We start from the raw sequence: 13,609 nt of genomic DNA, 5'->3' as shown, positions 1-13,609 counted from the left end.
GGGTCGGCCGGCACGATATCGTCCGGCAACCGGAATGAGGCGGTCATGAACGGCCGGCGGTTCGGCTGGTGGCGGCAAAGATCTGCCGCACGGAGGCCATGCCGGGGATCGCATGGCCGAACGGATTGGGCACCTTGCCTCGCCGCAGCATGGCCAAGCCGAGCGGCAGCACGCGAAGCACCTGCGTCAGACGGAGGCCCACGATCTTAAGCGGCATCAGTGCTTCGTTCAGCCGTCCCTGGCTCCGGATCAGATCGGTGAAGCCGGTGATGTGACGTGCGCCGCCGGTAGCCGTCATCCCGGCGTCGAGCGCAGCCCGGCGCAGGCGGATGATGGCCTCCATTGGCCGGACATCCTTGGGACAAACCTCGACACAGTAATTGCACCGCGTGCAGTCCCAGATGCCGTCAGGCTGCTCCAGGACCATCAGCCGGCCCTGTCGGGCTGCAGCCGGCTCGCGCGCATCGGCCATAAACCGATCGGCCTTAGCCAGCGCCGCCGGTCCAAGAAATCCCTTCGACACTTCAAGAACTGTGCAGGCGGCTACGCACGCACCACACATGATACAAGCATCCACGTTGTGAAACCCGGAAGCGCTCGACCGGAGCCCCTGCAACTCAGAAGCCTGCCGCTGGGTCGACGCCGAGAGCCAGGGAGTAATGTCACGAATTTTTCCCCAGAATGACGACATATCCACGACCAAATCCTTGATGACTGGGAAATTTCGTAGCGGCGCCACTGTTATGGCGCTGTGCCGCTCCCATTCTGTCCAGACCGACGTCCGGCAAGCTAGCTTTTCGGATCCATTAATATCCATAGCGCAGGACCCGCAAATGGCCGATCGACAGGAATGCCGGAAGGCCAGGCTGCCATCCTGCTCCTGCTTAAGGCGCAACAGCGCATCCAGGACGGTCGTTCCTCGCCCGACGTCTAGGCGAAAGGATTCGGTTCGGGGTTGCGTATCAGTTTCAGGATTGAATCGGCTGATCGTGAACGACAGGCGCATGCGGGTAGTTGGTAGTTATCAGTACTGAGTGATCAGTTGGACCGCACCGAACACTGACGACGGCTTGCTGGGAACGTTCCGTTACCCCAATTCAAAGGTCTTGGGGTAGTCAGTCAAATTTCGACAGCCGTCTCTGGTGACGAGCACCATGTCCTCGATACGAACTGCACCGAGGCCGGGATAGTACAAGCCGGGCTCAACCGTGACGACTTCCCCCTCCTGAAGGATGGAGCCGGTGCGGCTGATGCGCGGATGTTCGTGAATGTCCAGACCGACGCCGTGTCCGGTACCGTGGAAATAGCCCTGCATCCGGCCGTTGACAAAGCCGGTTGTGTAGCCGGCCTGCTCGAAGCGCTCGCAAATGCCCTGATGAATGCGCGCACCGTCCGCGCCGGCCCTGATCTTGCTGATGGCTTCTTCTTGTGCGTCTTTCACCGCGCGATAGAGACGTTTGAGCTCCGGTGAAGCGACGCCGCGCAGGACCGTGCGCGACATGTCAGCGAAATAGCGTGTCGTGGAGGATCGTGGAAAGACATCGAAGATGATGCTACGGTGCGCCGGAAGCGGTCCACTGCCCTCGTTATGGGGATCGCAGGCCTGATCGCCGCCTGCCACGATGGTATGCTGGGCGACGCAGTCACGCTCCATGAGCGCGACATTGATCATCTTCTTGATCCGCTCAGACGTGAGCGGGGCGCCGTCTAGCTCAAGCGTGTTCTCATGAATGGCTGCCCGTCGGAGCGCCTCGTGTGCCACGGCGACCGCCGCTTCAGTGGCGCGCTGCGCCGCCTCGATGCAGCGAACCTCAGCGGGCGTTTTGATGGACCGGCTTTTGTAGAACGGTTCTTGCCTCGTCTCCAGCTGATACCCAAGTGCCTGTAGCTTGTCGGCATGAGTGAAAGGGAAATTTCCCGGTACCCACAACTGCTTAATGCCGTGCTTTTGAAGCACTAGGTGAATGACATCGACCGGCCCGGGGGCGGCCACGCCCTGTGCCTTGGCCTGCTGCTCAAGCTCGGAATAGGAGAGCACCTCGGTCCCTGACGCCTGGCTGCGGGCTCGATCCATTTCCAGATCGCTCATGACTAGCAGGCGCTGTCCGCGCACGTCCAAAAAGATAAAGGGATCAGGTGCGATGAATTTCGTCGCGTAATAGAGATTGGAGTCTGTCTCGCTCGCCGCGATCATGACGGTGGCGCGTTCGGGGGTGCTCATTGCAGACTCCGGTGGCTAATCAGAGTTTTCGCTAGGAAGATTCTAACATAGGGGTGCTGGAGGCTCAAGGCGACGTGGGTGGCGCTGGTGTGATAACTGGAGCCAGCGTCTCCGGTGAAGCGGGCTTTTCCTCTTCGGACGAAAAGAGCTCGGCCGGGAGCGTCAGAGTGTTTTTGAGAACGTCAAAGGCCAACTTCCCCAGTCCGACGAGACCAGCGCCGACGGATTTGAGCGGTTGATTGATGATCTGCGGATTTTTAAGCGAGCCCTGGACATCAAAGAAGGCCGTCGTGAATCCTGTGCGCTCACCGGCCAGCAGCCGGCCGAACAGTGGGATGTCTTGCAGCAGTTTCGTGTAGGAGCCGAAGGGGCTAACGACTACAGCGAGGTTGAGTTGATCGGCCGGTATATCGTAGGAGCCCGCGGCGCTGAGTTTGAGCACGGGACTGTCGATCAGCAAATTGTTGGTCGTCACAATCCCCTGTTCGATCGTCAACCCGCCGCGAAATGAGTCGAAGGGCATTCCTTCTTTAGATAAGTCGATCTTTCCCTGCAGCAGGTTGGGAATGTCTAGTATCATGAGGATCTTGGGGACGATCGTCCCCTTTTCGATGTGGCCCTGATCGACCCGGAACGAGACCAATCCGTTAAGCGTATTGGCCATGCCGCGTGGATGCTTCCCGTTTCCCTGGAGGGTTGCCTCGATCGTCAGGTCGCCGGTGATGAGACGCTGGTCGTCCTTAAATAAACGGAAGACTTTTTCGGACGGGAAGCCGGTCATTCGCAGCTTGAGTTCCCCTTCGGCCGGTTTGCGCCGTGGCAGGCGGACCAGCAGGCGGCTATCGGCGAGGGTGCCTTCCTCAAGTTGCCCGCTGATGCGGCTGACCTCAATGAGTTCGTTGCCGATGACCACGTGAGCGGACAACTCGCCGAGCCTGAACTGCTTGTAGTGTGCCCGCGTGATGTCAACCGAGGCCGTGACACGGCTGGTGGCAGCCAGATCCTCCAGAAAGTCTCGCGCAGGCGACCGTTCACCCTTTGGAATCAGCAACTCAACATCCAAATACGTCGACTCGACGGTCGCAGTCACGACGGGTGTCGTCTGCCAATCACGGAGTGTGCCCGCGATACGAACCGAACTGTCGTCGACACGAAATTCCAGTCGCTTCACATTGCCGCCGTTCTTCAGTAGTTGTAGGCGGAGATAAATATCGCTGATGGTATGCCCGGAGATTTTGCTGGCCAGTCGTCCGTCGGTTAGGGCAACCCATCCGGTCAGCGCCCATTGCTTCCAGTTGGCCCCCCGTCCCTTCAAATCAAGCGAGACTTCCAGCGTGCCGGAATCCAATCCTCCCAGTGTCATGCCAGCCGGCAATTCTGCCAGGGGAATCGGTCCGGCGACCCAGGAACTCTCAACGCGCAACGCGGGTGTGAAGCGCAGGGTACCGCGCCCCGACAGACGGACCGGCGGCATACTGACGTCCACGCGGGAGACAGTCAGCGTGCGCTCGCGCGACCAGGTAGCATCGAATTCGATCGTAGCCGGCAACCCGGCCGGTTTCTGCAGCATACCCGGTACGGATACCGTTAATTGGTCTAAGTGAGCCACCCCTTTCACTTGCGGCGCCGTTACGGGTCCAGTGAGCGAGACCGCCAGTATGATCGGTTCCGGGATACCCGGTTTGCTCTTGTCCGACACGCCTAGTAAGGCGCCGATTTGATCGGCAGTCGTCTGCCACCAAAGGCTGAAGTCCTTGAATAAGACTGGCTCCCCCTTCGTGATCACGCCGTGGACCTCGAAAGGTGACCCGCCAAGCCGGCCGGTAACGCGGTCGAAGTTAATAGCTGAGTTCGTGTAGACCAGCCGCCCTTCCACGCCAGTCACGGGGGCCTTGATGCGCGGACTAGCAAAGCTTACTCCCTGAGGAGCAATTTCAGCCTTAGACAGCGTCAGCCCCTCGGGGCTGTTCATCAGTCCGGACAGTTGAAAGGAGACGGCCGATTGCCCTTTCATATCACGCAATTCCATCAGCGCGGGTTTGAGGGACGCAGATTTTGCCAGCATTGCCACCAGATCGGCAGCGGGCATGGTGCCACTGACATCCAGTTCGAGGGAGGGGCCTGCATCCAAATAAACGATGGCGAGTTTGCCGGTTGTGATCTGCAGCGGGCCGTACTCCCCCGTGATATCAGTGGCCCGGAGGCGGTCCGGATCGAGACGGACTGTGCCCGAGAGATTCCGCGCCGGTACCCTGTTTTGTCCAAGCAACGCCTCGCCGTCCCGAATTTTAAATTCCCCGCTGACCGACGCGTGCGGAGCCGGTGTTGTGGAGCCTGTGACGGTCGCTGTCACGACTTCCACGCGGCCTTTGATGTCCCGCTCAAGCAGCATGCGATGCAGATCCGGAGGCAGCCATTCAGCCGGGAAACGAGACCGTAATTCGTCCAGGCTGACCGGCGTAGCGGACACGGTCAGTGCGAAGGTCGGCTGGGAGGTCATGATGCCGGACATGCTGGCCTGTCCAGTGATGCCAAGCTCCTCCACCGAGGCCGTCATGTCGGAGAGCACCATGTCGTAGCCGGAAACTCCTGGGAACAGCCGCAGGTGGCTCTTGAGTGTAGCCATGCCGTGCAAGTGGTCGGGAATCGGCCGGGGCCCGAAAAAATCCATCATCTGACGCAGGTCGGCCTGCTGCAGTTCCAGCGCACCCTGAAATTGCATCGACAGCTTATGAGCTTCCGGTGCGATGGCAGGATTCGACGCAGCCCGGGTGACGGTGCCGGCTAGCGAGAAGAAGGAGTCAGTCGCGCCGGTCGGAATTTTTCCCACCAGGCGCACGTCGACGGGCATTCCTGGCTTGGCGGTTACAGTCAGGTCCAGATCAGTGAGGTCCAGGGTTCGCAGGCCATCCGCACGAAAGTCATCGACCACAGTAACCACTCCCCCGGTGAGCGCAGTGGCCTGTACCATCAGGAGAAGATTCAAAGGATTGCCGATCAGACCGGTCGAGTCGGTTGCTGAAGTCCCCGCGGTCAGAAAATTCCACTGGCCGGCTCGGTCACGGCGCAGCGTGATCTGCGGGCGGTCGATACTCATACGCTTGACGACGACGTGCTTTTGGAGCAGCGGTGTGGCGCGCAGGGTCAGGTCGAACCGATCGGTCTGGATGAACACCCGCGAGGGGTCCGTGTCGCGGATGATGACGTGGGACAGGATCAGCCGCGGACGCGGAATGAATTCGATTGTGGCCTCCCCTACCTCAATCTTCCGCCCGAGGCTCGTTTCGATTTGCTGGATGACGAAAGTCTTCAGGCGTTCAGGATTGGAGAGAATCAGAAGTAGGAGAATGATGAAGCCGATTAGAACGACGAGGAGAAGCCGAGAGACAAAAGTTTGAAGACGAACAGCCACTCCCTCTCCCTGCCGAGCAGTAACTGTGCGCGCCTGCGATTCGGTGGGCACGTTGGGCGCCACGCACCTGCGCCATCTTACAAAAACACCCTTCGGAAATCCAGCGGACCGTCGAGGCTGGCAAGCACGCTGACGGCAACGTATAATGCCGCCCCGTGAACCATTCCGACAGCCCCACCGTCGCCCGTTCCCGCTGGATGATCCTGACGCTACTCTTTGCCATCAGCGTCGTGACCTATTTGGATCGTGTGAACATCTCGGTAGCGGCCCGACAGATGATGCCGGCGCTCGGGCTAACCGATGTGCAGATGGGGCAGGTTTTTTCTTCCTTCGTAGTCGGCTATGCGCTGTGCCAGATTCCCGGCGGATGGCTGGGCGACCGCTGGGGCGCTCGGCTCGTGTTAGCTGGTGCGATCGTGTGGTGGTCGGTATTCACGGCGCTCACTGCTGTGGCTGCGACAGTGCCGCTGGCCAGCGTGATCGGTATCCTCGGATCACTGATGACGGTCCGGTTTCTAATGGGCGTGGGTGAAGCCGCGGCCCTGCCGAACTTCAATCGGGCCGTAACCACGTGGCTGCATTCGGACGAGCGAGGACTCGGCCTCGGCATTGCCATCGGCGGGATCGGTGTCGGCGCGGCCGTCGCCCCCCCCCTCACCGCGTGGATCATGGTGAATTACGGCTGGCAGATGACCTTCTACGTGGCGGGTGCTATCGGGCTGCTGATTGCTGCGCTCTGGTACGGCTATGCCGTGGATCGTCCGTCCGGAGCCGATGCCGCGGCCCCTGTGCCCTGGCGCCGGTTCGTGCGCACGCCAACGGTCTGCTGGCTGGTGCTGAGCTACTCCTGTCTTGGGTATGTCGCCTACATTTATATGTCGTGGTTTTATCTCTACCTGGTCACCGTGCGCGAATTTAACGAACTGCAAGGCGCCTGGTTTGCCTCAGCGCCTTTTCTGGCCATGGCGCTGCTCTGCCCGCTGGGCGGCTGGGTGACTGACCGGTTGGTTGTTCGCGTTGGACTCAATGCGGGACGGCAATATACCGGCGCGGCCGGTATGGGATTGGCCGCGCTCGCCATTTGCCTTGGTGCATACAGCGACTCGCCGCTGTTCGCCATTGTCCTACTGTCGCTCGGAGCTGGCCTCCTCTATTTTACAGTCGGTGCCTACTGGGCCTGCACGTCCGATCTCTCAAAAGCCCACGCCGGGACACTGTCCGGCGTCATGAACACGGGGGCCAATGTCGGCGGTAGTGTGTCGCCGATATTGACGCCCTGGCTGGCCGAGCAGGTCGGCTGGGCCGCTGCGCTTGGCGTAGCGGCGCTGGTGGCGCTGGCAGGTGGAATTATGTGGATCAGAATCAAGCCCGGCGACGGGTTGCGGCCAGGCGAAGAGCTTGGTAGAGTCGCGTTGTGACCGTGCAATTCCAAAAAAAGAATCCGAAGGCCATCATCGCGACCAGGTTTGGCGAGATTCACATCCGGTTTTTTCCGGACGAGGCACCGCGCCACGTTGAAAATTTTATCAATCTGGCCAAGATGGGCTTTTATGACGACACGACATTCCACCGTATCGTGCCGGGCTTTCTCATCCAGGGCGGCGACCCCCTCAGCAAGAAACCGGACCGCAGTCTGCATGGTACTGGCGAGCCCGGTTACGCTCTGCCGCCTGAGCCGAACGACCGTCCCCACAAGCGCGGGGCCGTCTCCATGGCCAAGATGCCGCGCGAGAGCAACAGCACGCGCAGCTTCGACGACAATGGCTCACAGTTTTTTATCTGCGTGGCGGATTCCAGCGGGCTTGATCGACGCTATACAGTATTTGGGGAAGTTGTCCGTGGGGTTGAGATTTTAGACACGATCGTGGCGCTTCCACGTGATGAGCGGGATAATCCGCTCGACCCTCCGACAATGACCGTGACTGTAAAGGAATAAACCCTGCTAGAACATTGTGATACTGGCGTAGGTCACCGTCGAGTTGAACTGGTCAGTAATACCTCGGTCGTATCTGAGGACTTCACCCTTTCCCTGCCCGATCATTGCCAGCACGCTGTAAATGGCCCCGAAGCCGGAAATCCTCCGGCTATCCTCTTCCTTAGCAACAAACCTGGCGAATTCGTCAGCATTGATCTCTTCCGTATGTTTTAACATGGCCATGTCAGTTTGCATGCAACGATGGAACGAAAAGTCCGTAGGCGGTTTGGAATCACCGTAGCGGAGGCCAATGTGGGCTAGTTCCGCACTCGCGACAAAGCAGGCAGACTTCCCAGACGACGCCAGAACTTCCCGCAGCGTCGCAAGAAACGTTTGAACGTGGTCACGTACATCTGTCATCGAGGGATCAAAGAGGCAGGCGGCAGGAAACGAGCAGAGTATCGGCACGATAGTGATGGGCTTGACCTTGCCGACGCCCTGTTGCAGAAACGGCAATTGGAACTCGATCGAATGCTCGTGCTTATGCGCGAGTTCTTCCTCGAAATAGACACTAGCCTTTGCGCGGAGTGCGTCGACGATGGCCCGATCGGTCTTGACAATGCCGAGCGGTGTTTGAAAATCCTTATCGGTTACGGCAAAGGCCTGGTTCAACCCGGCCTGGCAGGTGCCGAAAATGACGAAGCAGTCCGGCGTCTGCGATTCTTCAAGTTCTTTGTATGCCCAGGCATAGACCGGACCGGCCTCGTTGACTGGATAATGCGGCGCGACCAACCCTTTAATTAGCTGGCCCTTGCGCGCAGATTCTTTTTTCGGCGGGCCTTCCTTCGAACTGAAGCAGCCGGCAATCTGAGCGGCCAACTTTTTGGCATCTGCCTCGTACCCCTTGCCCGCAAAAACGGCGGGCCTGACTGACGCGTTACGGTAGATCGCCAGTGCCTCCCGATGCGCCTCCGCAGCTTTCTCCCCTTCCAGGAAAAGCCGAGCGTCAAGATCAGTAACCAACCGTTGAATCTGGTCCGGCACCAGAAATTCGCCAAATTTTTTCAGGTACTCAGCGGCCATCTGTTCAAGTGAATGTGCACCGTCGAAAAATTGCAGCAAATAGAAATAGCTCAGCGGGACAATGAGCTTCTCAGCGCTCAAGCCGCTGGGGTCCCAAAGGACGATGTATTGGTCCTCGCCCTGTTTCAATGGCGAGAACTGGAGATTGCGGAGCAGTGGAAACTGGTGCGTGTTCTTAATGGATGTCATTGAGGAGGCTCAATTCCTTTTTTGTACCATTCCAAGACGATCAATGTGCTCACCGTGAGTGCGAGCAGGCACCAGGTGGCCCAACCGTAATCGGAACGGGAGAACTCAATCAGGTCAGTGAGTCGACCGATCAGTAGCGACATGCGGGCCATGACCGTGTAGCCAAAGGCTGCGCCGAACGCGACCATGAGGAAGAAAATGCCTGTCCGTGCGACCGCTTTTCCAACTCCGGTGTGCTCGACTGAAAAGAAAAAGTAGAAGAGCACGGAGACGACACCGACTAGGAGCACGATCGCGTTCAAGTTGCTCGCGGGATTGAGGAGGCTAGCGGTGAACGTCACGCCCTCCGCCGTCATTGTGACCAGCGGCCTGACCGTGTCTTCAATCTGCTTAAGAATGTATGACGAGATGATCCGCGGTATCGCGAGTCCCGTTCCGACCCCGACGATAAACGCAAAGGCAATACGCGACATCCAGGCAGCCTTCGGTACATAGCGGGTCAGCATGAGTGCACCGATGAAAAGCGGAATGAGGAGCGACCAGTCTCCTTGCTTAACCATCGGCTCGTAGATCAGGCGCACTAGTACGGTGTCATAGGTTTTGACGATCGTGTAGCCGACTGAGACGCCGACGTAGAGATGTTCGGCAAATTTAAACAGCGCATTGTCTTGGTAGAGAAACGTCAGGATGAACAAGGTCAATCCTGTTGCCACCCACGCTCCGAGTATTGCTTCAACCGACATGGTATGTTCCTACTGATCTTGCGCGGCCTTGCCGCGTGATGTCTGACGCAGAAAATAAAACGTGTTGCACAGGATAACCAGAAGAATAATCGCAACGTGCGTGGCGGACTGAGCGTCCATGCCGGCCACCGCTCGTCCCTTCTGGCCAATGAGAACTTCATACTCCGCTGCGCCGCGCAACCCGCCAATCAGCCCATTGATCTGCCCGCTGCGCAACAAGGGATAGAGGCCGGGCGCAATGACACCGGTGCAGCCGCCAGCTAGTTCGAACTTGTACTTGTCCTTCCCAAACACATACCAGGTTTCAATGCCTGTTGTGCCAGCCGCGAGGCTGATGACGTAGGCCACATCCCGTAGGCTCTGCACGCCCTTGAGCACCTCGAGATCCTTGGTCGGGCGGTTGTGGTAGTCCGTCGGGAAAGCCTTATAGAGATCCTGCCCCATATTGATGATGACCGAGCCGCTGCCCGGGCTCCAGCCAAGAAACACGTAGTCCCTGCCAGCAGTCTTGCCGGATTCTCGTGCGACGCGCGAGACGACTTCGTCGGCCATGCCGGTGCCGGGGAGCCAGAGGGTCATGCCGATCACGCGGAGGTTTTTCTTGAACGCATGCTTTAAGAGCGCCACGGCCTGCGGATAGAGTTCTGGCTTGGAGGCCGGATCGAAATCCAGCGAGAGTAGAAAAACCGATCCCTCCGGCAACGACTCCATGTAATCGTAGACAGCCTGCACTTCCGGTGAAATTTTGATAGCTAGACCGACCGGATAAAGTAGCGGGATGAGCGTGCAGAGCCCGATCACAATAAAGATCACCCTCCGATCTAATTTGAGCATGCGCTCAGCGAAGGTCATTCCCAACTCCGTTGCTCGTAGCGCGGTCCGTGTACTTGACGATACACTTCACGAGATAGAAGGCCTGCATCACGTTACTCTTTGCCTCCACCCAGGTAGGCCCGCTCAACTCCAAAGATAATTTTCAGTGACAGGGCGATCGCGCCAAGACTAATGCCGATCAAGATGGCACGGCGGACCGCAGCGTTTAGTACGTTGAGAATCCACTGTGTCACGTCGCCACTTAAAGGAATCAGATGCTCGCCGAGCGGGACGCGACCCATCATCACGATCACAGCGGCGATTAAGAGCACAGCGGCCTCACGGCTGCGCGCACGGAACGAACGATACGCAGCGGAGGCAATGAAAAACGCAAGAATCGCGAACATCGTTCCCTGGAGCGGCACCATCATGTAGGTGTAGATCCAGCCGAAGGCAGTGGTAACACCCTCCGTCGTTTCTTTGCCGTTGTGCCAGAGTCCGATGACGATCGTCCCAAGCATTCCGGCATAGAGCACAAAGCTGTAGCCCCAGCCCGCTTCCTGGCGACGGATTTTCACGGCATGGAGGTGGAACAGACTCGTCACGCCTAGCACCAGCGCGAATCCGCCGATGATCTGCAGCCACTTCGTCGTGGTTGTCAGCATGAGCTCGGAGTCCGGATGCGGCACATAGTACTGCGCAGCAAAGAGAATACCGGTTGCGAAGGTAATAAACAGCGGCAGTTGGCGGCGTAGAAAAGTCATTTTAAATCTCGCATGAGGTCGATGATCGGCGACAAGTCCACACCGAACAGAACGGCAACGGTCGCAACCGCAGTACCCACAGCGATGGTGCCTAGGATGCAGGCCTTGCCAATATCTTGCCCGCGGAGGGTTCCAAGCTGGATCGGCTCGCGTGAGAGATAGGCGCTGGCGGCGTAGAGCTCCTCCCCGATCAGTGTGTAATCACAGGTCGTTACGAAAAACGGCAATTGATGGTCTGAGTCGGTGCCCGCGATCTGGATCGCCCCGGTGCTCGCCCCGGTTTCGGTTAGCAGTAGTGACTCGGCAAAGTAGGAGCCCATAAAAAAGTTCGCCGCGGGCTTTTTGCGCAACATGATGCCGTCTACTGCCGCGGTATAACTAAACTGGTCGGTCGTAATAAAGAAGTTGGAGTCCTCTTTAAAGACATCTGGTTTCCCCGCTTCGAGATATGACTGCTTGGTGATTTCCTGGCACACGGCCATGACGATGGGATCGCGGTGCGGTACCAAGAGGTCGGTTTCGTAGGCGGCTACCCGTTTGGCCACCCGTCCAAGAATCACCGCTGCCGCCACGGTGGATGGCTCGCTCATGTCACCGGCGCCGGTCAGATAGAGAATGGGCTTACCCAATTCAGTGGCACGGCCGATAGCTTCATCGACAGCATCTAATCCGGCAATACGACGGAGAAAAATATCCTTCGTTTTAGCGACGTGAATCGAACCGAAGACAATCAATACGAAAATAATAACAATGGCCAAATTGTTAATCTGGTTCCAATTGAACCAGTTGGGCTCCGGCGTCGCCTGCACAGTGGCGGCGGGCGCCCTGTGCTCACCCGACACAGCGACGACCGTCACGCCATACAATGTGCCGTCTTTCAGTTCAAGGCCCTTGCCTGTTCTGATTGTAATAAAATGATTAGTGTTTGGCACGGATCGGGTCCACCAGGGAATTTTGGCATCTTTGACATAACGCGAGTTGGCTGCAAACTCAGCGATGACTTTGGGGTCAGCGGCACTTGGCTGATGGAGCAGTACCTGATAACGCCCGTCCTTGGTCTCGCCGGCCGCCTTATCCCAGACAACCGTGAGACTGCCCCCCCCATCATTTGGCGTGTCAAAGACACGAACATTTTGTGGGGAGGCCAGGTCATCCGCATGCGCGAGTCGTGGCAAAAGTAGGCATCCGAGCACGAGTACCGTTTGAAGCATGACTGCTGAAGTTGAGCCACAACGTCGTAGTGATCGGAACCGACCTCGTCGGCTCATGCTTTTACACGCAACGGCCTTTGGTGCAGTTGTCATCCTTCAATAATTTCCACGTTAGCGCGCGGAATGACCGCGCGGGTGTTATCAGCAAAGGTCACTTCCAGCACGCGGACGCGGCTTTCGGTCTCAATTTGGCGCAAGTCAGGTGGCAGATCGCTAACCGTACCAATACGTCCGAAGAGGGGATCGCGGATGACTCGGACCTGATCGCCGACTACAATACCCTCCCGCTCCGCTTTCGGTCTCGCGCTGGCTGCGGCAGACTGCTGCGATGCGGGAATGATGAGTTCCGGGCGGATCACTCCCGCCCGAATCTGCGTTGCACCCGATACCGACGCATTCTGACCTGCATGTTTCGACAGCAACGCAAAGGTTTTGGCGGCCATCGGGATCGTCCCGAACCCTTCCGTGAGAATTAACGTAAAGCCGATTTGCTCCGTTCCGGTAATGGCCACACCGAGATCATAGCGCAGGAGCGTGCGCAAATCTTTGTCATGCATACCGCCGACGACAAGAGCTGCCACGCCCAGAGCTTTCGCTTTACCCAAGGTATCAGCAGTGACAAAAGAACCGCCAACTACAATTTGACCGGCCATGGCAGGCATCAGATGGTCAGCGGTCAGCAACTCGTCCGGAGATTGGACTGCCATCGTGAGTTCACCCCAGGTTTCCCCACCTACACCAAAGATGCCTTGGACCAGGGTGCAGTCCGTTTCAACGATGATGCCATGCTGCGGCAGCACATCCGTTACGTGTCCCTCAACGTAAGCCAGCAGTTCGAGCCGTCTCGGCGGTTCGCGCAGTAACACCTGCCCCGTAACGGTGGAGACAGCCTCCACCGTGCCCTGCACGGGTGATCGTACTACAGTTTTGAGCAATTTGATGAAGGGCTTGTTTTCGGCAATGACGTCATTTTTTTGGACCACCTCACCTTGTTTGTGGTGCATATACTCGGGAACTTCATCGGGCGCCGCGCCCAACAGATTCGCAACATTGATCGAGTGGACTTTGCCAGGCAGTTCCGCATGGGCCACAACGGAATCAGGCTTCACGCGGTCGCCTGCTGTCACTGCCACTGTGCCGGGAATCGGAAGGAGACGGCGCTTACGCACGGTGGTGCGTTCGGTCACGGTCAAACCTGGTGTGTACGCGTGTCCCATTGAGAGGTTTGATTAGGTTACGGTTGAGTCGTGGGCGACGG

10 protein-coding genes and 1 pseudogene are annotated in these 13,609 nt (G+C 58.2%); 2 read left to right on the top strand and 9 right to left on the bottom strand.

Going from position 1 to position 13,609, the window contains the following annotated elements:
- Positions 1 to 43: 43 nt before the first annotated feature.
- The 3 genes from sdhB to FJ248_06340 form a co-directional block, all read right to left on the bottom strand.
- Entirely contained in the window at positions 44 to 1,006 is a 963-nt protein-coding gene (sdhB, locus tag FJ248_06350; GenBank protein ID MBM4120506.1) for a succinate dehydrogenase iron-sulfur subunit, read from the bottom strand.
- 81 nt (positions 1,007 to 1,087) lie between these two features.
- Positions 1,088 to 2,221, bottom strand: a complete 1,134-nt coding sequence (locus FJ248_06345; GenBank protein MBM4120505.1) for an aminopeptidase P family protein — start codon at positions 2,219 to 2,221, stop codon at positions 1,088 to 1,090.
- 64 nt (positions 2,222 to 2,285) lie between these two features.
- Positions 2,286 to 5,633 carry an AsmA family protein gene (locus FJ248_06340; protein MBM4120504.1) on the bottom strand — a complete coding sequence of 1,116 codons (3,348 nt, stop codon included), beginning with the start codon at positions 5,631 to 5,633 and terminating at the stop codon, positions 2,286 to 2,288.
- A 155-nt stretch (positions 5,634 to 5,788) separates the two neighbouring features.
- Between FJ248_06340 and FJ248_06335 the strand changes: the two genes are divergently transcribed.
- Positions 5,789 to 7,051: an MFS transporter gene (locus FJ248_06335; GenBank protein ID MBM4120503.1), complete on the top strand. Its 1,263-nt coding sequence runs from the start codon at positions 5,789 to 5,791 to the stop codon at positions 7,049 to 7,051.
- Positions 7,048 to 7,569, top strand: coding sequence for a peptidylprolyl isomerase (locus FJ248_06330; GenBank protein ID MBM4120502.1), 522 nt, complete (start codon positions 7,048 to 7,050; stop codon positions 7,567 to 7,569). The genes FJ248_06335 and FJ248_06330 overlap by 4 nt, the downstream gene beginning before the upstream one ends.
- Before the next feature lie 6 nt (positions 7,570 to 7,575).
- Here FJ248_06330 and amrB read toward each other — a convergent pair whose 3' ends face one another.
- From amrB to FJ248_06300, 6 genes and pseudogenes are all read right to left on the bottom strand, one after another.
- Positions 7,576 to 8,820, bottom strand: coding sequence for an AmmeMemoRadiSam system protein B (gene amrB / locus FJ248_06325; GenBank protein ID MBM4120501.1), 1,245 nt, complete (start codon positions 8,818 to 8,820; stop codon positions 7,576 to 7,578).
- Positions 8,817 to 9,563, bottom strand: coding sequence for a hypothetical protein (locus FJ248_06320; GenBank protein MBM4120500.1), 747 nt, complete (start codon positions 9,561 to 9,563; stop codon positions 8,817 to 8,819). The genes amrB and FJ248_06320 overlap by 4 nt, the downstream gene beginning before the upstream one ends.
- Before the next feature lie 9 nt (positions 9,564 to 9,572).
- Positions 9,573 to 10,415: a hypothetical protein gene (locus FJ248_06315; protein ID MBM4120499.1), complete on the bottom strand. Its 843-nt coding sequence runs from the start codon at positions 10,413 to 10,415 to the stop codon at positions 9,573 to 9,575.
- 74 nt (positions 10,416 to 10,489) lie between these two features.
- Positions 10,490 to 11,140 (bottom strand): hypothetical protein, encoded by a 651-nt coding sequence (locus tag FJ248_06310; GenBank protein ID MBM4120498.1) that lies wholly within the window; start codon positions 11,138 to 11,140, stop codon positions 10,490 to 10,492.
- Positions 11,137 to 12,279: pseudogene (locus FJ248_06305) on the bottom strand (hypothetical protein). The gene FJ248_06310 and the pseudogene FJ248_06305 overlap by 4 nt, the downstream one beginning before the upstream one ends.
- Positions 12,280 to 12,440: 161 nt before the next feature.
- Positions 12,441 to 13,568 (bottom strand): hypothetical protein, encoded by a 1,128-nt coding sequence (locus FJ248_06300; GenBank protein ID MBM4120497.1) that lies wholly within the window; start codon positions 13,566 to 13,568, stop codon positions 12,441 to 12,443.
- Positions 13,569 to 13,609 lie beyond the last annotated feature (41 nt).

The organism is Nitrospira sp., from assembly GCA_016873435.1.
In the GTDB taxonomy this organism is placed as follows: domain Bacteria; phylum Nitrospirota; class Nitrospiria; order Nitrospirales; family Nitrospiraceae; genus VGXF01.
Note: the sequence above shows the minus strand (reverse complement) of the source record. Positions and strands in the feature narration are given on the sequence as shown.